Origin of the sequence: Streptomyces sp. NBC_00154 (assembly GCF_026342835.1) — a bacterium.
Lineage (GTDB): Bacteria > Actinomycetota > Actinomycetes > Streptomycetales > Streptomycetaceae > Streptomyces.
The window spans coordinates 90,788-114,304 of the sequence record NZ_JAPEMI010000003.1 but is presented as its reverse complement, the minus strand read 5'-3'; the positions used below and the strand labels follow the sequence as shown (position 1 = coordinate 114,304).

The following is a 23,517-nucleotide window of genomic DNA, read 5'->3' as shown; positions in this document are numbered from 1 at the left end:
TGGCATTGGGACGCTGTGAGGAGTGACCTCCCGGCGGGGTCACGGCGCCTATCCTCCGAGGGGGAGGTACGCGGGCCTTCATAAGGTGTCGGTCTCGCGACCATCTCCACGCGGGCTGCCGCTGTTTCCCACTGCCTTTGGGCCGCACGGCGTTCCCGGACTGACCGGACCTGGACCGCCCGGGCGCTGCCCGTGCCGGCGCGTCCGGCGACATCGGCCGCCGTCTCGGCGAGCAGGCGACGGCAGGTCGCGGCGAGCACGCCTGTACCGGCGGAGAGGGGCACTTCGGCCTCCGAACGCCCGGAGCGGTGGTGCCGCCGTCCAGGATGCGCCCCGCGCGTACGAGGACCTCGTCCCGGCCGCCCGCCGGAGCGAGGCTGATCCACCGCCGTACATGCTCACCCCGGATGGCCACGCCGCCGGACCGATCCCGGTACACGGTGTGTTACCGCCACAATATCTCCGCCAATTTCCCGGCGGTGGCCCTCAGTTGTGTGCTCACGGCGCATCCCCCTCCGCCCCACAGCGAATCGAACAAGCATCGCGCTTTAGCGGCAGACTCAGAGCCGGGGTCGGGCGTCTTCGAGCCAGATCCGCCAGACGTGCCTCGTGTTGGGGAGCTCCGGATGGTCCAGGAGCCAAAGCACGTAGCCTGCATGGAGTTGGGCCCATGGGCTGTGCGAATGGCGTGCGCGGTTGAGCCTGGTGCGCAACTCATCGCCGTCAACGGCTCGGGCCACCCGCACGTACTCGCGGTCCTTACAGCGGTAGGCCCGCTGCACGACGAGTTCGACGAGGTCGATCAACTTCTCTGTGATGATCTCGCTGCGGCCGCCCACCGCCAGCCTGCGAATGAGTGCTTGCTTCGTGCCCCATGCCTTGGCGTGCTCTTGCCACTCCTGTGGATATCGCGCCTCCCATTCCAGAAAGAGCAGTGCAAAAGGCAGCTGTGGGGACATCCTGATGTCATCGGCATACGGCGCGAACCACAATGCCTCCGGCAGACAACGGCTCCCAGCATCCAGGGTCATTGCATGATCGAGATCTGTCTGGGTTCGTCACGTGAGACCGAGGGTTCGTAGGGGCCGGTGGTAGTCGCGGCCGGTGTGGCGGAGGGCGGCGGCGATGTTGGTCTGGCCGTCCTGGCGGAAGACGCTGATGGCGAGGTTGCGCAGGGAGGCCATGGCGCGAGGCAGGGTGCCGGTGCGGACCTTGGAGTCGTCCTCGCGGAACGTGCGGTCCCGCACGTGGTGCAGGAGGTTCTCGATTCCCCAGTGGCCTCTGATCCAGGTGGCGAGCTCGGTGCAGGTGGCGTCGAAGGCGCTCAGGCTGGTGATCAGGTAGACGCGCTCGATGGTCAGCTTCCCGGTGCTCAAGTCGCGTCGCCACCGTACGACTTGGATCGCCTGGCGGGCGCCGGGGTAGTCGAGGTGGCTGAACGCGGCGACCTTGAGCCGGCGGATCTCGTCGCGGTGGTGGGCGTGGTCGCGAGTGCGGTGCCCGAGCGGGATGTCTCGCCAGGGCAGCTTCCTGACCTGGGCGTACAGGCCCGGATGGTTCTTCTTCACGACGGCCACGTAGTGCGCGCCGCGACTGGTCAGATAGGCCCCGTGGTCGTGCTGGGTGTGCAGTGCGTCGGCGGTCACCACCGTGTTCTCCAGCTCGAGACCGTCCAGCAACGGCGCGAAGGAGGGGATCTCGTTGCTCTTGGAAGCGACCTGCCGCTGGGCCAGGACCACGCCGTGGTGGTCCATCGCCGCCAGCAGCTGGATCGCCGCGGCCGTTGCGGTTCGCGATCCGCGGACCACCTTGCCGTCGACCGCGATCACCCGTCGCACCGGCCCTTTCTCCGCCTCCGGCTCGACCGGGGGCGGCGTTCTGGCCTGCAGATACGCGCTGATCGCCGCGTCCAGCGCGTCACCGTCCACACGCTGCAGCAGGCGGCGCACGGTTGCGGCGTGCGGCACCGGCCGCAGACCGGTAAGTGGATCGGCAGCGAAGCCGAGGACGCCCAGCACATGCTGCGGGGCATCCGTGATCCACTCGCTGATCGCGATGAGCGAGCGAGCCCCGGTCAGCACCGCCGAGACGGCTGCGCACAGCAACGCGAGGGCCGGATACCGCAGTCCTCGCGCATCGCGGGGATCGGCGACCAGGATCAGGAAACGCCGCAGGTCAGCGACATCGCTTGAGGTGAGGGGATCAGTCGGGGAACCCAGTTTCTCCAGTGCGGAAGGGATGGGCGATGATGTTCGGGCAGGCACGGTCTCGCTCGGTTCTCATGGGTCTCGACAACCACATGATCACCAGCACCGTGCCTGCTCTGCTCTCCCGGGCCCCTTGCCCCACAACGGACATGACGCCACGTCACTCACGAGACCGGCGAACCGGACCAATCCCAATCACGCAATGCCCCTGTCCCAGCATCGTCATAGAGTTCGCGCGCCGCCACGACCTCTGGCTCGCAGAACAAAGGCTCCGTACCCGTCCTGGATGCTTGCACCCAGGCTTGGTTGTACCGAGCGAGTGCCTCCTGGGCTTCTGCTCGGGCCGCATCCAGCCGGGCGAGTGCCGCACCCCGCACGACGTCGTCGGGCGCTATCAAGTCGTACGTCCAGCCCAGACGCCCAGCCCACTCTCGGGGGCTATCCGTGTTCGGGCCTGCTGCCTCCGTCATGGCGCACATCTTTCCTTGACCTAGGCGATCCCCAGGGCCCCGGCGTTTGCCTGACTCGTCCGATGTTGGGTCGGTTGATGTCGGCGGCGAGCCCCGGAAGCAGGCGAACACCGGCCTTGGGACTGGTAGGCCCACATGTTGAGGTGTCGCGTATTCCTCGGTGAAGCCAGTCGTGGTGTCACCGTGTGTGGTCGCCGAAGGTGCCATCATCTGCTGGCCAAGACCCCGGTCGTCCGTTGCCTGTGCGCCGTTCCGTACCATCCGCTGGTGATATCCCGTCCTTTCTCCACGCCGCGTCGCCGAGTCACAGCCGTGCTCACAGTGATGGCCGCCGCCGTCGTGTTCGGGTCGTGGGCGCTGTGGCCGGTCTACGACTCGTCGTGCGTCGTCTACTCCGGGGCTTACGTCCCCATGAATGCGCCGAAGGCCGAAACCGACGCCGCCGTGCAGCGGCGCTACGACAAGGCCCTCGCCGACGGCGCGTGCGGTCCCAAGCGGGCGCGCTTCCATAACTGGACTCGGTGAGGTCGGTCCTGGCGTCACCGTGAGTGGTCGCCAGGGGCGTATCGGGCCCAGGTTCCTCCGGCTTCGGTGACCAGTCGGGTGGCGGTCTTGTCGTGGTAACCGAATGCCTTCGCGATGACGGGGGCCGGGGCCTGGAGGACGAGTTGTCGGATCGCGGAGGCCCTGCCGCGCCGCGGCGGGACGCCGATCTCCCGCAGGTGGACTTGGAGGCTGACCGGGTTCATCGGCTGTCCGGGCTGGCGGCCGGGGAAGAGCCACTGTGAGCTTCTGCTGCTGGCGTAGGGCAGGTGCTGGCGGGACTGGATGTAGGCCCGCATGAGGCCAGCGACGGGCTCCGGCAGCGGGGACGGCGGATCTCCCAGCCGGACGGCGACGGTGGCGCCGTCGTCGAGGACGTCGTCGACCGTGAGGCGGACGATGCAGGTGACGGGTTGCGCGTAGAGGAGAACGAGCGCGGATGCGACCCGGGCCCGCAGGGGCAGAGAGTCGTCGTTGAGGGCCCGCCGGAGAATAGCGAGTCGGCGATGCTGGTGCAGCGGCGCCTGGTCTTGGTTGATGACCTGGGGTGACAGGGTGAGGCGGGGCATCCGGCTCGTCTTCATGAACCAGCGCAGGAACGTCTGGGCCGGGCGCCGGGTGGCCAGCTTCTCCGTGTGCCAGGCGTCGAGGTCGGCCTGCTGGCAGTGTTCGATGGTGTGACCTCGGTCGGCAAGCCAGGTGAGGAAAGCGCCGGCCTGGGTGATCTCCTGTTTCGTCTGGTTGGTCTGGGAGCGTCCCAGCGGTCCCTTCTCCGCCTTGCTCCGCAGCCGCCGCATCTGGTGCCAGGTGGCGAAGTGCTGAAGATGACGAAGGTGTTCGGGGTCCTCGATGGTGGCAAGCCGTTCAGTCAGCCAACGCTCATAGAGCATGAGCTGCCGGTCGACGCGTGGCAGGACGCCGCTGTCCATCAGCAGATCACGCAGGTGGACGACAGTTCGCCAGGGTGTTTCCTGGTGCAGCCCGTCGTGGGTGAGCGGGACGGTGCCGGTGGCCAGGTCCCGCAGGAGGCGGACGACGTTGGGGTTGCGGAGCCAGATCAGGCGGCTCTTGGGCCGGTCCATCTCCAGCAGGGCAGTGACCAGCGGTTGCAGTGAAGGAGCGACACGGCCGGTGCCGTCGTCGAGGACGCGGCCGAGGGTGTCAGCGAGGGTGCAGCGTTCGCATAGGCGCCTGCCGAGCAAGAGCCCTTCGAAGCCGCAGCGATCGCAGAAGAAGTCGCGGACGATGCCCGCGCAGTCGCGGCAGACCGGTGCACCAGCATCGTTTCTTCCCGGCAGCAGTCGGTCAGTTCGGCAGCCGGGACAGCAACCGCGGACGCGCATCGCGCGTTCGTAGCAGGTCCGGCAGATCGGACCGTCTGACCACTCGGCGGATTTTGCCGCCCGCCGGCCGCAGCGTGCGCAGGTCCGGACGTGCCACCGCTCGTATTCCTCCGGCGTCACTGCTCATCCCTCGGGTGTCAGGCGGACCCGTGTGGGCCGCCGGGCGGCCAGATTGATCGGCGCCTCCTCGCCGGCGGCGCGTCGGGCTGGGAGGTTCTGGGCTGAGGTGGCGATCAGGTCGGCGGGCGTGCAGTCGAGGATGTCGCAGAGGGTGGCCAGCACCGGCAGGGAGAGCCGTTCCGGGGTGCCGGAGACCAGGCGGTGGACCTGGGAGGAGGACAGTGTGATGCCGCGTTCGGTCAGGTGTGGCATCAGTTCGGCGACAGTGAACATGCTGCGGGCGGCCATCAGCTCGCGCAGGCGCCACCGGTAGCTGATCTGGCGTGGCATCAGGAGGTCCTTCCCGGCCGCAGAGCGGCCTCGATGGTGGCGTCCAGGACGCGACGCAGAGAGCGTGTGCGGAAGTCGGAGGAGACGCAGGTATAGATCGCGGTGGTGGAGGCGTGGTCATGGCCGACCTGCTGCTGGACGAACAGCGGGTCGTGGCCGTCCTCGATCAGGTGGGTGATGTACGACCTGCGCAGCGAGTGGAACTCCAGCGCGGGATCCAGGCCGGCGGCGTCCCGGTAGGCGGCGAATCGGGAGTCCAGCCGCTGGACCCCGACCCGCATGCCACGCTCGGACGGCCACAGGGCCCGGCTGGTCGAATGCCGCATCCCGGGCCGGACCTCACTGATCCATTCCTCGACCGTGCGGGGTGTCCAGTGCCAGACGGTCAGAACGCTGCGGCGTTTGGGCGGTGAGCCCTTCTTGGCCTTGCCGTAGCGGACCAGCAGGGTGCCGTACTCGCCGAACTCCCGGCCCTCCGGATTTCGGCCGAAGTCCGTGAGATCCAGCATCCGGGTCTCATTGCGGCGCAGCCCGTAGGCGTACGCGACCTTGAACAAGGCGGCGTCCCGGAATGCCGGCAGCCAGCCCTTGCGGCCCTTGCCGCGAACGCGCAGCACCGCCTCATCGGCGTGATCGAAGAACTGCTCCAGCTCGGGCTTGGTAAACGCCCGTCGTTCCGGCTCGCCCTCGGCTTCGTCAGCGTGCGTTGCAGCATTCCAGTCGTAGACCACCTGGACTGGGTGAGTACCAAAATACCGCAGGCACTCGTCGCTCCAGCCGTAGGCCGGGTTGGTCAGGAAGTCGCAGAACTGGCGCACGGAGCCCTGGTAGTTACGCAGGGTGGAGCGGACGCAGCCGTGCACGGCCCGCAGATCGGCCGACCATTCGTCGACGTGCTGCGGCGTCCAGTGCCACGGCATCACATCGGCGTGCCGGGTGAAGGCCCGGACCGTACGTTCTTGGTCATTGACGTACCCCAGCGAGAGATTCCGGGCGAGCTGCTGGTTGCGCCAGCCCTTGATCATCGCCTCGAAGACTTGCTCGTCCGGCCGCAGCAACGACAGGCCGTCCACCAAGTGCAGCCGAGCAGAACCTGGAACGAGACCGTCCCCACCCATCCGTCATCACTCTCCGTCCATCGCATCTGACGCGAGAATTTCGCATCAGATGCGAGCCGGGGGCGTCTTCGCAGTTCAATCGCTCGATGGAGTGAGAGCTCCGACTGTCCGCCGAGGAGACCGCTACCCTCGTTCCGAGGTCAACGCCCCTGGTGAGACCAGGTCCATGCGCTCCATGGCCAATCTCCAGGACGGATGTCACCTATTCGCATCCGATGCAATTGGCGTCGGTAGGCACAGCGGTACAGCGGTTAACGCTAAGCCGATGATCATGGACTCGGGGCAGGTCGCGGGTAGTCCTACCGCTGCTCGGTGTTCGGGCGGGGCTGGACCGGAGCCGTTCGCGCAGGTCGATCTCCTCGGGTGCGAGCGGGTCTTCGCGTCAGCGGGCAGGTGGCGATGAGCCTCGCCGGCGTAATATCCACGTGGGGTGAGTACGCGTACTCAAGCGGGTCGCGCGGTGCCGGCCGGAGACTTGGCGCATGACGCACATCCACGCCTCCATCAGCGCATTCGCCCGTCACCGGCGCGGTCTCGCGACCGCCGCCCTCGCCGCTCTGGCTCTGGCCCTCACCAGCTGCGGGAGTGAGCCGAGTGGCGGTGGTCCACGGAGCGACCCGGCCCGAAACATCGCCTCCAAGGAGAGACCCGCGCAGCCGTCCCCCGAGCAGGCGTTCGCGGCGATGCTGGACATGTACGCGAAGGAGTGCCCTGCGGCCAATGGGGTCCCGCCGACACCGCCCGGCAAGCCGAGCAGCCCGGAACCGGCGCGGAGTCTCGCCCCTGGGGAAACGCCCCCGGACGAGCCGATCGAGCCCGGCCCCCTCACAGGACCTGCGGCGGAGTTGGACCGCCACGAGTGGTGCACGAGCGTCCACCACGAACAGCGCATCATCGAGGCGCTGCAGAAGGTCGCGGACCCCACCCCCGCCACGGTCCGGAAGACCCTGAACCGCCTCGGCTACATCGACGAACACATCCACGGCCTCAAGCAGGACGGCAAGACCACGCGCTTCCACCTCGACCTGCGCGAGAACGGCAGCCGACTGTGCGAGACGGGTGTGGCGGCGGGGGAGACCACGGACGTCAACCCGTGCGTGGCCCGCGCCACCGGAGCGTTCACCATCACGACAGAGGCGCAACCGTAAAGGCGCGCCATGTTCTTCGCCGTGCTCGCCGTCGCCGGACAGATCGAGCGCAACTACATCCGGGAGAAGACCCTCGAAGGCCAGGTCATCGCCGCGTCCAAGGGCAACCACGGCGGACGCCCGAAGGTCATCGACGACGACATGCTCACCTTCGCCGTTGCGCTGAAGGACAAGGCGTCCCCGTCCCCGACATCGCGAAGAAGCTCACCATCTGGGTCGGCAAGAACGCGGGCAAGCACCCCTAGCGTTAACCGGGTCTTCGAATTTAGTGGGGGTACGGCGGTGACGATCTGACGGTCGGTCGCTGACCGTGACGGGTCCGGGGTGTGGGTGGCCTGGACGTACGCTTCAAGATCCACGAAGGTGCCGTGTTCGTCCCGCCATCATCCCCCATCGCTGCTCCCGTTTGCCCCGCACCCCGTCTGCAAGCCCTGCGTGAGGGTGCCGCGCGGGATCAAGTCCGCAGCCTGGTCGCCGGGTTCGAGTCGCTCAGCGATCCGCGCGGAGCCAGCGGGGTGCGCTACCGGCTCTCCTCCCTGCTGGCCTTGGTGGTCTGCGCGATGACTCCAGCGGGCCACGACTCGATCACCGCGGCAGCGGAGTGGTGCCGGCGTGCAACCCCCGAGGAACTGGCCGCCTTCGGCCTGCCCTACCACCCGCTCCTGGGCCGCTGCCGGGTGCCGAGCGAGAAGACCCTGCGCAGCGTGCTGGGCCGCCTCGATCCGGCCGAGCTCACCTCGGCCGGGTTCGCCTACCTGACGTCCCTGATCCCCGACAAGCCCGCACCTCCCGCGCCGCTGATGCCGGACGGCGGCCCAGAGCGCGAACAGCGCCGGGCCCACCGGGCTGCCGCCCAGGCAGATCCGGTGCGCCCAAGGCGCCGGGCGATCGCGGTGGACGGAAAGTGCCTGCGCGGGGCACGGCGCTCTGACGGCAGTCGGGTTTTCGTGCTCTCCGCGGTCCGCCACGGCGACGGCATCACCCTCGCCTCGCGTGAGATCGGCGCGAAGACGAACGAAATCCCCGAGTTCCAGCCCCTGCTCGACCAGATTGACGACGCCGACCTCGCCGGGGCGGTCATCACCGCCGATGCCCTCCACGCCCAGCACGCCCACGCCGCCTACCTGCGCGAACGCGGCGCCCACTACCTCCTCACGATCAAGAACAACCAGCGCGGTCAGGCCCGCCAGCTCCACCGGCTGCCCTGGAAAGAGATCCCCGTGACGACACCCGCGGCCACGGCCGCCACGAGCAGCGTCACGTGCAGGTCGTCACCGTCGACGGCCTGCTCTTCCCACACGCCCGCCAGGTCCTGCGCATCCAGCGCAGACGCCGCCTGTACGGGGCGAAGAAGTGGTCCAGCGAGACCGTCTACGCCATCACCGACCTGCCCGCCGAACAGGCCGACGCCGCCGAGATCGCCGCCTGGGCTCGCGGGCACTGGACCGTGGAAAACACCGTCCACTGGGTGCGTGATGTCCTCTTCCGCGAGGACAAGTCCCAGCCCGGCCCGCACACGGAACTCGTCCTCGCCGAGGCGCAGGCGGTCCTCTTCGAGGCGATGGCCCCGATGTGCTCCCTGATGGAGGCGTTCCAGCCGCTGGCCGAGGCCGCCGCCGCTGCGATGGCCGAGCTCGGCCGCGCGCTTCAGCCCGTCGCCCAGCAGGCCACCGGATCCCGCCGCGACCGGCCGCCGTGGGCCACCCCGTACGGGTCCCCGCCACGCCGCCGATATCGGACAACGCCCGTGACCAGCCCGGACACCGTCCGGACATGGTCAGCCGGACGCGGCGGACAGGATCACGTCCACAAGCCTGTCCGCCGCGTCCGGCCGCCCGTGCGCCCGGGCCCTCTCCGCCATCGCAACCCGCCGATGGGGGTCCGTGAGGAGCGGGCCCAACGCGTCACGCAGACTCGCCCCGGTGACCTCGCCGAACAGAGCCACAGCAGCACCGGCTTCCTCCAAGTGACGGGCGTTGTGGGCCTGCTCGCCCCCGGCCGAGGAGGCGAGCGGAATGAACACCGCCGGTTTACCAAGGGCGGTGAGCTCGGCGAGCGTGCCCGCGCCGCTCCGGGAGACCACGACATCGGCCAGAGCCAGCACGTCGGGGAGTTCCGGGCCAACGAACCCAGTGAGGTAGTACCGTCCGGCCAACTCCGAAGGCATGACCGTTGCGAGCTGCTGAAGGGCTCCGACGTTCGTCGGCCCGCACTGGTGGATCACGTTCGCGTTGCTCAGCAGCCACGGCAGCGAGTCACGAACGACGTCGTTGATCTGCTGGGAGCCCTGGGCGCCGCCGGTGACGTACACGGTCGGGAGGCGCCGGTCGAAGCCGTGCAACCCCAGCACCTCGACAGCCTTGTCCGCGTGCCCCGCCAGCACCTCAGGGCGGATCGGATTTCCAGTGACGACGGCGGCACCCCGAACCGACTCCGGCAGGAGCGGCAGCGACGACTCCGACGACACCGCCATCCACGTCGCCGAGCCTGCCAACTTCCGGTTGGCCAGGCCCAGGCGCACAGTCTGCTCGTGGAGAACCAGCGGGCGCCGGCACATACGCGCGGCCAGCCCCGCAGGGACAGCGACGTACCCGCCAGTGGCGAGAACGACGTCCGGCCGGAAATCGGCGATGATCTTCCGAGCCTGCGCCACACCGAGCGGCACCCGGGCCATGTCCCGCACGTTGGCCGGACTCACCATCTTCAGCGGGTTGCTGGAACGGCGGATCTTGCCCGTAGCGACCGTGGTGAACGCGATGCCCTCAGCTGGGGCGACCCGCGCCTCCAGGCCATCCGCCGTGCCGATCCACAGCACATCGAGCGTTCTACCCTCAGCTGCCAACCTGCCCCGCAACGTCCGGATCGCAGTCAGGGCGGGGTACGTGTGACCGCCGGTCCCACCCCCCGTGACGATCAAGCGGAAGGCGCGCGAGAGAGGGGAAGCACTATTCATCCGGCTCACGCTACTAGCTGCCAAGAGCCCAGACGCGCACATCCGGACGCTCATCGGCGTGACGTCACAGAGATACGCTGACCCACAGAAGGCCGCGAGGCCCTTCCCGTAGTTCGAGCACGGGAAGGGCCTCGCTGCGTCCGGTGGACTGGCGGGTGACTGAGTCACGGACGACAGCGTGCGCCGGGTTCGCCTACAAGACATGTAAATTCTGGAGAGCAGAACCACGGGCGAACGCCGGAGTACCGGACTGGGACGCCGTACTCGCCTCCTACGAGGCGGTCCGCGTCGAGCACTGCCGCCGGGTGCAGTCCACCGCCCGCGCGTGGGGCGACCTGGAAGGCGCACCCGGGCGCCGAACCGGAAGGCCGCACCAGGAGTCTCAATGGCCGGGACGCCGGAGGCGATCACGGCGTGGCTTCGGCGAACCGCCGACAGGTGGCCGGCCATCCGACCCATCATCCGGGCCGGCCGCGGCCGCGGTGGTCGATCCAGAACTCACCGACCTGGTCGAGCGATGGATGGGGGAGGCCATCAGCGACATCGAGGACGGACTGACGACGGCTGGGCGCCTCGAGCCCCATCAACGCCACTTTCGGGGCGTTCTTGCGATGGCCCAGCTCGACTTCGTCGCCCAGAACTGGGATCGTGCCGACTGGAAGCTGACGCGTGATCAGATGCTCGATGAACTCAGCGCCAGCTGGGTACAGCGACTGACCTGACCACGCCCGCGGGGGACCGCTTGAACAGCGCGGCCCTGCCCTGCGTCGCATGCCGACGAGGGCGGTCACTTTGCTACGAAGCTGACCTTGAACATGCGGGGCCAGAGCTTGCCGGTGATCAAAAACAGGTTGGTTCCTGGCACGGCGGCGATGCCGTTGAGTGCTTGGGCTCCGCTGCGTTCGGATGGGGTCAGGAGTCCGGTGGCGTCGATGTGTGCGGTGACGGTGCCGGTGCTGGGGTCGATGCGCACGATCGTGTCCGTCGGGTACACGTTCGAGTAGATGAAGCCGTCGGGCGCGCATTCCAGTTCGTTGAGCCCTGTCACGGGTTGGCCGTCCTGGCGCACGTCGATGCTGCCTGTTGCCTTGAAGGTGTTGGGGTCGCGGAACGTGAGCCGGTCGGTGCCATTGCTCATCACGAGCTGTTGCCGCCCGGAGAAGCGTTGGTGGCACAGGCCCCAGCCTTCGCCCTGGTAGGTGACACGGCGACGTTCTGCGAGTGTGGTGGGGTCGCGCTCGATGGCGGTGCCGTTGCGCCAGGTGAGTTGCCAGAGTTTGTCGCCGGACAGGGTGATGCCCTCGCCGAACAAGGGCGCCTGCAGCTCGGCGTACACGGTGGGCGGCTTGCCCGGCCGTCCGGCGCGGAGCGAGGACCGGCCGACCAGGCCCGTGCTTTCGTAGAGGCTGCCGCCGCGGAACTCCAGGCCCTGGGTGAAGGCTTGCGGGTCGTGGGGGAGGGTGTCTCGCACTTCTGCTCGCAGCAACGGCACGCCGTGCGAATCAGCCCCGAGGTGCACTTGGCGGCTGGTCGCGGTCACGTCCTTGCCGCCGGCGCTGCACGCTGCGACAGTGCCGGGGAGCAGCGCCCCGACCAGCACCGCCAACACGACCGCCCGTGGGAGGTTGCCCGATCCGGTCCGCGGCCGGAGTGCGTCGCCGTCGGTATTCGTTTCACAGCTTCTGGGGCCCGCTGACAGTACCGACGGCCTCCCATCCGACATCCGGAACGCTGCGCGGCCTGCGGCTGGTGTTCCCTGACACACAGAGTCCTCCCCTGCTGGTTCGCCATACGAGGGCGCCGGGTTGAGCCGGACCACTGACGTCTCGGGACCTCGGCACGAGACGTGCGATGTGCGCGGCTGCTCGGCCTCGAAGGTGTGATCTGCCCGCCGATCCGGATCGTTGGTGTGCGCAGCGTGGCGGGCGGGAGTGGTCGGCGGTGGAAGATCTGCACACGGCGCCGTTACGCAACCGGGCCACCGCCATGGGATGGGGTGGCTCGCTCGGAAGGTCGTTGTCATTCGGTGGTCTTCGTGAAGGTCTGGTTGGTGTTGCTGCCGCCGGAGCTGTTGATGTTGTTGCTGGTGCTGACGTTGCTGAACATCGTGAGGATGCCGTTGGGGTTGGTCGGCAGGATCGATCTCCCACCGCCGTTCCCGCCGTTGCAGGTGCCGGTTACCGTCGTCGGATTGCTCGCGGTGGCCGACTCGCTGCCGCCGCCGCAGACGGTGGCCGTGTTGATGAACGTGCAGGGCAATGCCCGCAAGCACGCACAGCGTCCAGCGCGCCGTCCACTGGGCCAACCGGTGAATATTCATGAGGACTCTTTCTTGTTCTCCAGAGTGCCCAGGGGTTCGGATACCGCACCCATCAGGAGCGGGCGGGATCAGGCATGATGCCTGGACAGGCAACGGGACTCGGCTACATCGATGAGGGGGCGGAGACCGGTTTCACCCAATCGCCCAGGCGAGCACCGGCTGAATGGGCGCATCGGATGCCACAGGGTGCCTGGTGGCCACCGTCAGCTCGCCACGGGGGAGATCGAGGAGCCGGTCAGAAGTGAGGATCGCCTGGTGCATTCGGCGCAGCGACCGGCAGGGCTCCAGGCCCAGTTCGGATCTGAGGACGGGCCTCCAGGCCCAGTTCGGATCTGAGGACGGGCTGTGCGGAGCGGTACACCGGGAGCACCCTCCGCCTGTCGCTCCGAGCGGTACAGCACCAGGATCAGCCGGCGGTAGAAGGACTTCCGCAACGGGTACTCGGCGGTGAGGGTGTTCAGCACTTGATGACCTCGCGGTGCCGGCCGAGCGCCGCACCGGTACAACGGACAGCTCCAGGAAGGCGAGCCGCTCCTCCTCCACCCAGGTGGAGAAGCGGGTCAGCACCGGGCCCTCGGGAGTGCCGTCGAGCACCGGGCCGCGTACGAGCGACAGCGCCCGGCCGAAGCCGTCGAGGGCGGCCTCGAACCGGCCGGCCGTTCACTGATGTCCGGCCCCACCTACACCAAAGCCGTACATGACTATTCAACCTGGATCATCCTTGACGACGGTCCCCTCGAACTCGGTGGCCCGCGCCGAACACAGCCAGTTCCCCAGGGCCTTTGCATGATCGCGACTTGGTTTCCTGAATGTGCGTCATCCCGATCGGAGCGCGGGCACCGCAACCTCACGGTGCCCGATCCACGCATCTGATGGCTCGCATTGGGCCGTGATCGCTACGCTGGGGCAGGTCAATGCCTGGGAGGGAGCTGGCAATGTCGTTCAGCTACTACGTTTACGTCAGCGACAGCAAGATCGACATGCTGTTGCCGCAGATCGATCCCAGGTTCGGGGCGAAGCGCCAGACGGAGCTGGGCGTGAATCTCACGGTGCTGTCGGCGAAGCGAACGACCGAGGGCCCGTCCGACGACCGGATCCGCCGGCTGGAGACCGTCGTCGGGTATCTGCGCGATCACGGTGATCTCGGCTCGGTGGACGAGCCGGGTCAGTTCTTCTGGGGGCTGCTGCCGATGCGCTGGGGGGCGTTCCCCGGCGATCCCACGTCCTCGCTGGTGTTCTTCGGCGGGCGGAGCGAGAACACCGTCGTCGGGCTGGGCGGCTCGTACAAGCACGTGTGGGACTCCGTGCCGGACGCCGAGGCGCGCGGGGTGGGGCGCTCGATGATGTCGTCGATGCTCGACGGGCTGGGAGTCACTTCGGACCTCGAGGACGAGTACGTCGCCGACGCGGTGGACGGCGACCTCGACCGGGCCGATCGCGCCGCGCTCGCCCGGGTGCAGGGAGCCGTGGCGAGCCTGCGGTGGCCGGCGCAGAACGTCGAGTTCGTGGCCAAGCGCCTGCTGCACGGCGACAGCCCGGACGGCACGGCCAGGTCGGTACTGCTCGGGACACCGGTGTACGTCGCCACCGTCGACTGACGACGATGGCGACGTGGCGCCGCGGGGACCTGATCCTCGACCTCTACGAGGTCCTGGACGTGGTGCGCACAGGCGGCATGGGACTGGTGCACCGGGTCCGGCACCACGGCTGGGACATCGACCTGGCGGTGAAGACCCCGCGCCGGGCACTGGTCCGCTCGCCGGACGCGATCCGGGACTTCGAACGGGAAGCCGAGGTGTGGGTCGGGCTGGGCCTGCACCCGCACATCGCGAACTGCGTCTACGTCCGCACCCTCGACGGCGTGCCCCGGGTCTTCGCGGAGTGGGTGGACGGCGGCAGCCTGGCCGAAGCCGTCCGGAGCCGGAGCCTCTACGGGACCGACTCCCTGGGATCGGTGCTGGACGTCGCCATCCAGTCCGCGTGGGGGCTCGACCACGCGCACGAGAACGGGGTCGTGCACCAGGACGTCAAGCCCGCCAACGTGATGCTCACCCGGGACGGCACGGTCAAGGTCACCGACTTCGGCATGGCCCGGGTCCGCATGGCCACCGGGCAGGACGCCGGGGACGCGGATCCGTTCGTCAGCCGCGGCGGCCTGACTCCCGCGTACTGCTCGCCCGAACAGGCGCGGTCGCCGGGCGGGCTCACGACGGCCACGGACACCTGGTCCTGGGCGGTCACCGTCCTCGAAATGTTCCTCGGCCGGCCACCGGACCCGGACGGGACCGCGGCGGGCGGCGTCTTCGACGGCTTCGCCCGCTCCGGGGCCCCGGACGCGGTCCTGCCGGTGCCGGCCGAGGTGGCGGACGTGCTGCGCGAGTGCTTCACCGAGGACCCGGCCGCGCGTCCCGCCCGGCTCGGGCCGCTCGCGGAGCGCCTGATCCGGGTGCACGAGCGGGAAGTCGGCCCGTATCTCCGGCGCGCTCCGGCGGCGGCCACTCTGCTCGCCGACGGCTTGTCCAACCACGCGCTGTCCATGCTGGACCTCGGCCGCCGCGACAGCGCCGAGGAGCTGTGGACCCGGGCTCTGCGGGCGGATCCGCACCACCCGCACGCCCGCTACAACCGCGGGCTGCATCGATGGCGGACCGGGGTGATCACCGATGCCGAACTGGTCGACGAACTGGAGTCCGTGCGGTTCGGGGATCCGGGTGACGGTGTCGGGGAGTACCTGCTCGCGCTCGTGCACCGAGAACGTGGCGATCCGGTCGCGGCGGCCGCGCTGCTGCGGGACGCGGACGCGCGGACGCCCGGCGATCCGCAGATCGCCGACGCGCTCGCGTCGGTCGAGCACGCGCCCGCCCCCGCGCAGTCGGTCCTGCCGGGGGAGCACGAAGACTGGATCGCCGCCCTCGCGTTGACCCCGGACGGCCAGGTCGTGGTCTCGGCCGACGGCTCCGGCGGGCTGCGGATCTGGGACGTCCCCACGAAGGAGTGCCGGCAACAGTTCCAGCTCGAGAAGTATCGTGCCTCGGCCGTGGCGGTGCGCGACGACGGACAGCTCGTGGTCGTCGGCGGGGGTGTCGGGCGGGCGCTCGTGCTCGACCTCGAAGCCGCGACCGGGTTCGAACTGCCCGGCCACCCCAGCTGGGTGGGCCTGGTCGCGCTGACGGCGGACCAGCGGCACGCGGTCACCAGCGGCTTCGAAGGGGAAACCGTCACCTGGGACCTCGAGACGCGCGAACCCCTGGACGTCCGGCAGTTCGAGAGCAAGGCGGACGTCCTCGGGGCCCAGGGCACCCTGTGCTCCGTCATCGACTACCAGCGCCACACGAACTCCGTGTACGACGTCCGCACGGGCGAGCTGGTGCACCGGTTCGACCGCACCCTGATGTCGGCGCGGTTCAGCGGCGACGGCCGCCTCGCCGTGGTCGACCTCGGCAGCACGGACGTCCGCCTGGTCGATCTAGAGTCTGGCGAATCCCGGCGGGAGCTGAAGACCGGCTTCGGCCGGGTCGCCGTCAACCTGGACGGGACGGTCGGCTTCTCCAGCGGTGGCCGGGACGAGCCGTCGAGAGTGTGGGACCTGGGCAGTGGCCGGTGCCGCCTGTCCCTGGACCCGACGCCCGACACCAAGAAGGTCGTGCTCAGCGCGGCCGGGCGGGTCGCGGTCACCGCCGAGGGGAAGTCCGTGCGGGTGTGGCATCTGCCGCCCGCGGGACCGCCGGCCCCGTGGAGCTACGTCCGCCCGCACGCAGCCCCGGACGTCGCCGCCACCGCCGCCCGGGCGGCCGCGCTGCTGGCGGAGGCGGCCACGCTGGCCGGAACCGGACGGCTCGACGACGCGGCAGGTCTGATCCGCGCCGCCCGCGCGCTGCCCGGGCACCGGCGCCACACCGAGCCGGTGCGTCTCTGGCGCCGCCTCGGCGCCCTCGGCCGCCGTACCGAGCTCGCCGACGCCTGGTCCGCGGGCCGGATCGTCCCGGAGGACGGCCGGTCGTGGGCCCTGGAGTTCAGCGGCCGCAGCCCCACCGCGCTCGCCCGCGCCGGGAACGGCGCCGAAGCGTGGGTCTTCGACGTCGAGACCGGGCAGCTGCTGCACACGCTCAGCCTGCACACCGGCCACATCAGCGCCGTGGCGATGACCGCCGACGGCCGGCTCGCGGTGTCCGGGGGCGAGGACGGCCGGGTCGTCGCCTGGCACCCGCGCGACAGGCGGATCGTCCAGCTGTTCACCAGCCCCCGCGACCACGTGTACTACGTCGCGGTCAGCGCGGACGGCCAAGTGGCTCTCTCGGGAACCGCCGACGGCCTGGTCGCGGCCTGGGACATCGGCAGCGGCCGGACCATCGGGCGCTGGGAGGCGCACCCGGGGGCGGTGCTGGGCGTGGCCGTCAGCGCTGATCACCGCTACGGGCTCTCGCGCGGCCAGGACGTCAGCGTGAAGATCTGGGATCTGCGCGAAGGCGAGCTCCGGTGGGTGCTGCGCGGGCACCACGAGTGGATCGGCGCCGCGCGGCTGAGCGACGACAGCCGGTTCGTGGTCACCGGTGGCGCCGACGCAGCGGTGCGGGTCTGGCGGACCGCCGACGGACAGTGCGAGGTGGTACTCACCGGGCACACGGACGCCGTGGTCGACGTCCTGCCGAGCCCGGACGCCCGGCGGCTGCTGTCCTGCTCGGTGGACGGCACCGTCCGGCTGTGGGACGTCGTGGGTGCGCGCTGCGTCCACGTCCTGGCCGGGCACGTAGGCATCGTGCGGAGTCTGGCTGTCACACCGGACTTCCGGCTCGCGGCGTCGGGCGGGGAGGACCGGAAGGCCCGGTTGTGGGACCTCACGACCGGCCGGCAACTGCGCGCCTTCACCGGCTTTTCGGACGCGGTCACACACGTCGCGCTGGCCCCCGACGCCACCCTGCTCCTGGCCGGCGACGAGCACGGGCGCCTGCTGACCTGGGCCCTGGACTGGGAATACGACTTCGGCTCGGCGACCGGCTCCCTGCGGCCGGAGGCCGAGCCCACGCTCGACGAGCTGCGGGCCGAGGTCGCCGTTCCGCTGCCTTCCCGCGACGACAGCCGCCCGGCGCTCGTCGAGGCGTTCGCCCGCCTCGGCGACCGGCAGCGGCACGCCGTCACCCGCACCCTGGAGCTCGCCGGCGAACTGGACAAGATCGCTTCGCGCACCGATACCGGCTATCGGCTGTACGTGCGCTTCGTGGCCGAGGACGCGGCGACCCGGGAGCCCACACAGATACCGAGCACGGCCGAAGGACTCGCGCTGCTGCTGCGACCGGAGGCAGAGCTGAACCGGTCGGAGGAGTTCTGGGCCGGATACTTCGCCGGGCAGCTCCAGGACGACCTCGTCACGCTCGCCGAGGCCGCCCCGGTCCTGCACCGCGAGGGCGACCTGGCCGCGGCCGAACACGCATGGCAACTCGTCGTCGACGTCCGCTCCCACCTCTGGGACGCCGGGCACGTCGAAACCCAGGGCGCGATGCTCGGCTGGGCCGCGGTCCTCACCGACCTGCACCGGGAGCCGGAGGCCCTGGCGCTGGTCCGGGCGGTGACCGGAGAGCGCGCACAGGACCTGGGGCCGGACCACCCGGCCACCCTGGAGGCGACCGCGGCGCTCGCGTCCCTGCTCTCGGCGAGCGGCGAACAGGCGGAAGCGGAACGGATGTACGCCGACCTGCTGCCCCGGCTCGTGAAGCGCTTCGGCCGCGACGACGGCCGGACGCTCGACGCCCGGGTGGGGCTGGCGCGGGTGCACCACAGGCTCGGGCGACCGGGCGACGCCGAGCCGGTCCTGCGCGAGGTGCTGGCGAAACGGCGGCTGCGGCTGGGCGACGACCACCCGGACACGCTCGCCGTCCAGACCGAGCTGGACAGCGTGCGGGGGCAGGCACCGACGCCGGAGAAGCCGGCGCGGCGGCGATGGAGGAGGCGGCGATGATCCCGGGTCGGTCCAGTATCGAAGCCCTGATCACCGGCAAGGTATTCATGGGCGAGATCGGGGCGTTCTTCCCCGTGAGCATGACGTTGCGAGGCGACGAGTTCGCGGCCGTGTTCATGATGCGCGCCAGTCAGCTCGGGCACCGGACCACCGGGCCGTACACGCCCGACCGGCCACCGGCCGACGCGATGAACTGGGCTCAGCTGCGGACGGGGATCGGCCTGGCGGGGCGCTTTCCCTCTTTCCGGATCGACGCGAGCGGCCTGTGGCCGCGCATCCACGTCGAGCTGCTCGGCACCGCCGTCCGCGGGCTGATCGTGATGCCGGAGGAAGTGACCGCGGAGTCGGTGAACGCGCCTTACCTCGGCGAGTGGCAGGAGCAGATCTCTTCCACGGTGCGGATCGCGCTCGACTGGATCGCCGGCTGGCTCACGGCCTGTCACCACCAGGCCGGCGGCACCGAGCCGTCGGTCGACCTCGATCTGGTCTATCGGCCGGACGACGATTACGAGACCCGCCTCGCCCAGGTCGACGAGCGGCTGAGAGAGCTCATCCCGCCGGTACGCCCGGTCCTCGAGCTGCGCTGGCGCTCTGTCAGCCCGGTCCAGCGCAAGGCCTTTGCGAAGTACCTGAAAGGCGCCCGAAGGATCGGGACCCGGTCCGACCGGCGACTGAGCTGCCGAGTCGGCGGTATCGAGCTGGAAGTGCCGGGCTGAGGACGGCCACCCGGCCGGGCCGGGTCGGCGCGAGCCGAAAGGCGCCGGCAGCGCGGCCGCCGCGCTTGCCATGCTCTTCAGGCTCGTCGAGTCCGCCCAGGCACGCTGGAGGGCGGTCAACGCACCTCACCTCGCCGCCCTCGTCCACGCCGGAGCCGGCTTCGAACGCGGCCACCTCGTCGAACGCCCCGAGACCGTGGCAGCGTGACCACCTTTCCCGAAACGCCGATGGAGGCATCCGCCGTGTCCGACCTCGACAGCCAGACCGCTTACTGGGACGCCGCCGCGATGACGAAGCGATTCACGCATCCGCTGCACACACCGTGGCTGGACAACGTCGAACGAAGCGCTGCGATCCTCGACTACGGCTGCGGCTACGGCCGAACCCTGGACGCGCTGGAACAGCAGGGCTTTGACAACCTCTCCGGCTTCGACACATCGCCGGGGATGATCGCCCGGGCCCGCAGCCTGCACCCCGCGATGCGCTTCGCGGTGCTGGACACGCCGCCGGCACTCGCCTGCCCGGACGCGAGCATCGACGTGGTCGTGCTCTTCGCGGTGCTGACCTGTATCCCAAGTGACGACGCACAGCGGCTGCTGATCGGCGAGCTGCACCGTGTGCTCAAGCCCGGCGCACTGCTCTACCTCAGCGATCTGCTGCTACAGGACGACCAGCGCAACCGCGACCGCTACGCGAGGTTCGCCGAGCCCTACGGCACCTACGGGGTGTTCGAGACCGGCGACGGCGCAGTGTGCCGCCACCACCCGAGCGACTGGTTCACCTCCCTGCTCGCCGGATTCGAGACCATCGACACCCGACGAACCACCGTGACCACCATGAACGGCAACACATCGGCGGGCCTTCAAATCCTGGCCCGCAAGCCGGCCCCATGTCACCAGACTCCTACCCGCTGACGCTGCCGTCCGGACAACGCACCCACAGGTATTGACAATTACTCCCTCGACTTCGCCTACGACTGTGGCGGGCTCAACAAGCGCGCCGCCGGCATCCTTTCCGTCAACGGGGCCAAGGTGGGGGAAGGCTGCATCGACAGGACGATGGGCGCGACTCGCTCGCCGGCGAGATGGCGGACGTGGCATGGGCGCGTGGTCACCGGTCACCGACGATTATGGCCCGTGGCACAACGACTTCACCGGGAAGCACTACGGAGCGTTCGACGTAACCCGCACGGGGCCGTGCCTTACGTCCGGCGGCGCGGCCTCGCCGCATGTTCCTCGGAGATGTGCGCCGTAAGGGCGATCGACGCGGTGGCCCGGTCGTAGGAGAGCTGGGCCACCCGCGCGTAGAGGCAGTCGATGATCAGCAGTACGGAGTGGCGCGAACCGAAGCCTCCGTGCCGGAAGCTCGTTTCCGCCGAGGTCGACGCGAGGTGGATTCCCGCGGCCTGGGCGGCCGGTGAGCGCGGGTCCGAGGTGATGGCGATGGTCGTGGCCCCACGCTCGGCAGCCAGCTGAAGAGGGCTCAGCACCTCACGGGTACTGCCGGAGTGCGAGAGCGCGACGGCGACGTCGGCGGGCGTCAGCAGGGACGCCGAGGTTTCCGCGGCGTGCACCTCGGTCCAGCCCCTGGTCTGGCAGCCGATACCGAACAGACGGGCTTCTGCCTCACGTGCCAGGACGCCGGACGTACCCACTCCGTAGACGTCGATGCGGCGGGCCCTGGTCAGGGCCCGAGCCGCACTCTCGAGTGCGTTGCGGTCCAGCCGTTCCACGGTGCCGCGCAAGGCTTGGAGATCGGCGTGTGCGATGACGTCGATGACCTGGTCCAGGCTGTCGTCGGGACCGATGTCCGGCCCCAGCGGGCGTTCCTGCGGGAGCTGCCCCTGCTCCTTGGCGAGTTCGAGCAGCAGCGCCTGGTACGAGTCGAGTCCGAGGGCCTGGCAGAAGCGGGTGACGGTCGCCTGCGAGGTCCCGGTGCGCCGGCCGAGGTCGGCCGCCGACGTGTGGGCCAGGGCCGCCGGATCGGCCAGGACCTGCTCGCCGACCTTGCGCAGCGAGACGGTCAGCCTGGGCAGTTCGGAGTGGATCAGGTCTGTGATCACGGTGGACTCGGCTCGATTCGATGCGGTGGCGCCCAAGTGAATTCGGGTTCGGAAGATCTCTTGTCTGGATGTGACTCTACCAACCACTATGCAGCGTGATTTCTGAATCCTTCGAACAACCTCTGGTGATCGGAATCGACGCGGGCGGCACCCGGGTACGGGCGTACTGCGCCGATGCGAGGGGCCGCGTGGTCGGTATGGGCGACAGCGGCCCCGGCAATGCACTCAGCGTGCCGCCTGCCGATCTCGTACGGCACTTGGCCCAGGCTATGGGCACTGCCGCACCGGAGGGTGTGCGCAGCCGGGTGACGGCGGTGGCGGGCGGGTTCGCGGGCGCAGGGCCTGGGCGCGGACGGGACACCGCGGCCTCCTGTCTGGCCGAGGCTCTTGAAGCACTGGACATCAGCGCTGTGGCGGCCGAGGTGTACGGGGACGCGGATGTCGCCTTTGCGTCGGGGCCGGGGGCCCCCGCCGACGGACTCGTCCTCATCGCCGGGACCGGCGCGATCGCCGGCCGGGTGGTGGGGCGGCGCTGCGCGCAGACCGTGGACGGACACGGCTGGCTGCTCGGCGACAAGGGCAGCGGGTTCTGGCTCGGCCGGGAGGCGGCGCGGGCCGCCGTGCTTGCGCTGGACGGGCGGGGGCCGTGGGGACCACTGGTCGGATCGGTGCTGGAACAGGTCACTCCCGAGAGTCCGGATGCCGGCCTGCCGCTGGCGGAGCGCACTCGCCTGAGAGACGCCATCGCGGACTGGGCCTACTCCCGGCCTCCGGTGGCGCTGGCGCGGCTGAGTCCCCTGGTGGTCGCGGCCGGGGCTGATGGCGATCCGACGGCGCGGTCGCTGCTCGACCGGGCCGCCGATGAACTGGCCGACAAGGTCGGCGCGCTGGCCCCGCGCAGCGGCGAACTCCTCGTGACCACCGGAGGACTGATAGGACCCGAGGGGCCGCTGGCGGAGCGCCTGGCGGAACGCGTGAGGCCGATGGGGCTACGTGTCGCCGCTGTGCGCGACGGCGCCGCAGGGGCCGTGGCGCTGGCCCGGCTCTTGACGCGATGAGGTGGCTGGTTCATTGTTTCATTCGAATCGATATCTATTGAATCAATCAATCGCACGAGAGTGGTGATCCTCATGGCCGAACCGCAGATCAGCGCGAAGCTTTTCGCCGACCGGGCACGCGCGTCGCTGGACGGAGCGATCGACACCAACGCGGCCGCGGTTGCCGCCGCCGCCCGGCTGTTCGCGGACTGTGTCGCCGCGGACGGAGTGATCCACGCGTTCGGCACGGGGCACTCGCAGGCGACCGCACTGGAGATCGCCGGGCGTGCGGGCGGTCTCATCCCCACCAACCGGATGAGCCTCGCCGACCTCGTGCTGCGGGGCGGCGAGGACCGTGCGGTGCTCGAAGATCCCTTGCTCGAACGCCGACCAGGACTCGCCGCCCGGCTCTACGAACTGAGTACCCCGCGCCCGCAGGACCTCTTTGTGATCATCTCGAATTCGGGGGTCAACAACTCGATCGTCGATCTCGCCCAGTTGGTGACGGGCAAGGGGCATCTGCTGGTGGCGCTCACTTCGCTGGAGCACACCCGTTCGGTCCCCGCCCTGCATCCCAGCGGGCAGCGGCTCGCCGACCTCGCCGACGTGGTGCTCGACAACTGCGCGCCCGCCGGTGACGCGCTGCTGCCGCTGCCCGGCGGCGGCAGTTTGTGCGGGGTGTCCACCATCGTCTCGGCCACGCTGGTGCAGATGGTGTTGGCCGAGAGTGTCGCCCTGCTGATGGCCGGGGGCCACGAGGTGCCCGTCTACATCTCCGCCAATCTGCCGGGCGGCTTCGAGCGCAACGCGAAGCTGGAAGCCCACTACGAGGGGCGGCTGCACCGCAACGGTCACTGACCACCCGCCACCCATAGCGGTCTCCCGTCCTGATCGGACGGGAGACCGCTATGGGTGCTGCAGAACATCGCCGCAGAAGGCCTCCAGGAGCAGCACTTCAAGGACCATGGCCGCCGGGCCGATGGGCTCGTGGTGGAGTTCACCGATATCGACTACGTGGAGCTCGACTACTCGTGACCAACGGTGTCCCGGAGGACGTCACCGGTTCCGGTGACCATGAGGCCCGTCATGTCGTGGGCATGAAAGCTCCTCTTCAGCCGCGGTCTGCATCGACCGACGGCGCAGCGAAGTAGAGCAATGCTCAGGACTTGTGGATCGGCGTCGGGTTGGACGCGGAA

The 23,517-nt window shown here is 69.6% G+C and carries 19 protein-coding genes and 5 pseudogenes; 14 read left to right on the top strand and 10 right to left on the bottom strand.

Translation table 11 applies throughout. The annotated features are described in order from the left end of the window. Positions 1 to 212 precede the first annotated feature (212 nt). The 3 genes and pseudogenes from OHA03_RS45255 to OHA03_RS45245 all read right to left on the bottom strand — a co-directional run. A pseudogene (locus tag OHA03_RS45255) lies at positions 213 to 439 on the bottom strand (hypothetical protein); the annotation flags it as partial. 121 nt (positions 440 to 560) lie between these two features. Beyond that, positions 561 to 1,031 (bottom strand): hypothetical protein, encoded by a 471-nt coding sequence (locus OHA03_RS45250; RefSeq protein ID WP_267009786.1) that lies wholly within the window; start codon positions 1,029 to 1,031, stop codon positions 561 to 563. A 27-nt stretch (positions 1,032 to 1,058) separates the two neighbouring features. Next, positions 1,059 to 2,264: an ISAs1 family transposase gene (locus tag OHA03_RS45245; protein ID WP_267007269.1), complete on the bottom strand. Its 1,206-nt coding sequence runs from the start codon at positions 2,262 to 2,264 to the stop codon at positions 1,059 to 1,061. 680 nt (positions 2,265 to 2,944) lie between these two features. Here OHA03_RS45245 and OHA03_RS45240 point away from each other — a divergent pair. Continuing rightward, complete coding sequence (locus OHA03_RS45240) at positions 2,945 to 3,202, top strand: hypothetical protein (protein WP_267009785.1); 258 nt, start codon at positions 2,945 to 2,947, stop codon at positions 3,200 to 3,202. A gap of 14 nt (positions 3,203 to 3,216) precedes the next feature. On the opposite strand, the gene OHA03_RS45235 is transcribed toward OHA03_RS45240, so the two are convergent. The 3 genes from OHA03_RS45235 to OHA03_RS45225 form a co-directional block, all read right to left on the bottom strand. Then, the gene (locus OHA03_RS45235; RefSeq protein ID WP_267009784.1) at positions 3,217 to 4,422 is read right to left on the bottom strand and encodes a hypothetical protein; all 1,206 of its coding nucleotides are present in this window, start codon (positions 4,420 to 4,422) and stop codon (positions 3,217 to 3,219) included. A 264-nt stretch (positions 4,423 to 4,686) separates the two neighbouring features. Then, the gene (locus tag OHA03_RS45230; RefSeq protein ID WP_073743352.1) at positions 4,687 to 5,013 is read right to left on the bottom strand and encodes a helix-turn-helix transcriptional regulator; all 327 of its coding nucleotides are present in this window, start codon (positions 5,011 to 5,013) and stop codon (positions 4,687 to 4,689) included. Beyond that, positions 5,013 to 6,131 carry a site-specific integrase gene (locus OHA03_RS45225; RefSeq protein ID WP_267009783.1) on the bottom strand — a complete coding sequence of 373 codons (1,119 nt, stop codon included), beginning with the start codon at positions 6,129 to 6,131 and terminating at the stop codon, positions 5,013 to 5,015. Before OHA03_RS45225 ends, OHA03_RS45230 begins: the two co-directional genes overlap by 1 nt. Positions 6,132 to 6,613: 482 nt before the next feature. Here OHA03_RS45225 and OHA03_RS45220 point away from each other — a divergent pair, with 482 nt between their 5' ends. From OHA03_RS45220 to OHA03_RS45210, 3 genes and pseudogenes are all read left to right on the top strand, one after another. Then, entirely contained in the window at positions 6,614 to 7,279 is a 666-nt protein-coding gene (locus OHA03_RS45220) for a hypothetical protein (protein WP_267009782.1), read from the top strand. 9 nt (positions 7,280 to 7,288) lie between these two features. Beyond that, on the top strand, positions 7,289 to 7,573 hold the full coding sequence (locus tag OHA03_RS45215; protein WP_267009781.1) for a hypothetical protein: 285 nt from the start codon (positions 7,289 to 7,291) through the stop codon (positions 7,571 to 7,573). Between the two features lie 74 nt (positions 7,574 to 7,647). Beyond that, positions 7,648 to 8,783, top strand: a pseudogene (locus OHA03_RS45210) (ISAs1 family transposase); the annotation flags it as partial. Between the two features lie 273 nt (positions 8,784 to 9,056). On the opposite strand, the gene OHA03_RS45205 reads toward OHA03_RS45210, so the two are convergent. Then, positions 9,057 to 10,232 carry a glycosyltransferase gene (locus OHA03_RS45205; protein ID WP_267009951.1) on the bottom strand — a complete coding sequence of 392 codons (1,176 nt, stop codon included), beginning with the start codon at positions 10,230 to 10,232 and terminating at the stop codon, positions 9,057 to 9,059. A 482-nt stretch (positions 10,233 to 10,714) separates the two neighbouring features. Here OHA03_RS45205 and OHA03_RS45200 point away from each other — a divergent pair, with 482 nt between their 5' ends. Next, positions 10,715 to 10,954 (top strand): hypothetical protein, encoded by a 240-nt coding sequence (locus OHA03_RS45200; protein WP_267009967.1) that lies wholly within the window; start codon positions 10,715 to 10,717, stop codon positions 10,952 to 10,954. 65 nt (positions 10,955 to 11,019) lie between these two features. Here OHA03_RS45200 and OHA03_RS45195 read toward each other — a convergent pair whose 3' ends face one another. After that, a complete protein-coding gene (locus OHA03_RS45195) occupies positions 11,020 to 11,841 on the bottom strand; it encodes a glutaminyl-peptide cyclotransferase (protein WP_267009780.1) in 822 nt (273 codons plus the stop codon). Positions 11,842 to 12,258: 417 nt separating this feature from the next. On the opposite strand from OHA03_RS45195, the gene OHA03_RS45190 reads away from it, so the two are divergent. Next, positions 12,259 to 12,630: a hypothetical protein gene (locus OHA03_RS45190; protein WP_267009779.1), complete on the top strand. Its 372-nt coding sequence runs from the start codon at positions 12,259 to 12,261 to the stop codon at positions 12,628 to 12,630. A gap of 54 nt (positions 12,631 to 12,684) precedes the next feature. Here the strand turns inward: OHA03_RS45190 and OHA03_RS45185 are convergent. Next, a pseudogene (locus tag OHA03_RS45185) lies at positions 12,685 to 13,197 on the bottom strand (hypothetical protein); the annotation flags it as partial. Between the two features lie 290 nt (positions 13,198 to 13,487). Between OHA03_RS45185 and OHA03_RS45180 the strand changes: the two are divergent. The 5 genes and pseudogenes from OHA03_RS45180 to OHA03_RS45160 all read left to right on the top strand — a co-directional run bounded on the left by OHA03_RS45180 (position 13,488) and on the right by OHA03_RS45160 (position 20,136). Continuing rightward, positions 13,488 to 14,150 carry an SAVMC3_10250 family protein gene (locus tag OHA03_RS45180; protein WP_267009778.1) on the top strand — a complete coding sequence of 221 codons (663 nt, stop codon included), beginning with the start codon at positions 13,488 to 13,490 and terminating at the stop codon, positions 14,148 to 14,150. A 5-nt stretch (positions 14,151 to 14,155) separates the two neighbouring features. Beyond that, complete coding sequence (locus OHA03_RS45175; RefSeq protein WP_267009777.1) at positions 14,156 to 18,505, top strand: WD40 repeat domain-containing serine/threonine protein kinase; 4,350 nt, start codon at positions 14,156 to 14,158, stop codon at positions 18,503 to 18,505. Beyond that, complete coding sequence (locus OHA03_RS45170; RefSeq protein WP_267009776.1) at positions 18,502 to 19,221, top strand: hypothetical protein; 720 nt, start codon at positions 18,502 to 18,504, stop codon at positions 19,219 to 19,221. Before OHA03_RS45175 ends, OHA03_RS45170 begins: the two co-directional genes overlap by 4 nt. 37 nt (positions 19,222 to 19,258) lie before the next feature. Continuing rightward, positions 19,259 to 19,429: pseudogene (locus tag OHA03_RS45165) on the top strand (IS256 family transposase); the annotation flags it as partial. Beyond that, positions 19,426 to 20,136 (top strand): class I SAM-dependent methyltransferase, encoded by a 711-nt coding sequence (locus OHA03_RS45160; RefSeq protein ID WP_267009775.1) that lies wholly within the window; start codon positions 19,426 to 19,428, stop codon positions 20,134 to 20,136. The pseudogene OHA03_RS45165 and the gene OHA03_RS45160, both read left to right, overlap by 4 nt. A 287-nt stretch (positions 20,137 to 20,423) precedes the next feature. Here OHA03_RS45160 and OHA03_RS45155 read toward each other — a convergent pair whose 3' ends face one another. Beyond that, entirely contained in the window at positions 20,424 to 21,284 is an 861-nt protein-coding gene (locus OHA03_RS45155; protein ID WP_267009774.1) for a MurR/RpiR family transcriptional regulator, read from the bottom strand. A 95-nt stretch (positions 21,285 to 21,379) separates the two neighbouring features. Here OHA03_RS45155 and OHA03_RS45150 point away from each other — a divergent pair, with 95 nt between their 5' ends. The 3 genes and pseudogenes from OHA03_RS45150 to OHA03_RS45140 all read left to right on the top strand — a co-directional run. Then, the gene (locus tag OHA03_RS45150) at positions 21,380 to 22,342 is read left to right on the top strand and encodes an N-acetylglucosamine kinase (RefSeq protein WP_267009773.1); all 963 of its coding nucleotides are present in this window, start codon (positions 21,380 to 21,382) and stop codon (positions 22,340 to 22,342) included. Between the two features lie 72 nt (positions 22,343 to 22,414). Next, the gene (locus tag OHA03_RS45145) at positions 22,415 to 23,179 is read left to right on the top strand and encodes an SIS domain-containing protein (RefSeq protein ID WP_267009772.1); all 765 of its coding nucleotides are present in this window, start codon (positions 22,415 to 22,417) and stop codon (positions 23,177 to 23,179) included. Positions 23,180 to 23,236: 57 nt separating this feature from the next. Beyond that, positions 23,237 to 23,356, top strand: a pseudogene (locus OHA03_RS45140) (XRE family transcriptional regulator); the annotation flags it as partial. Between the last annotated feature and the right edge of the window lie 161 nt (positions 23,357 to 23,517).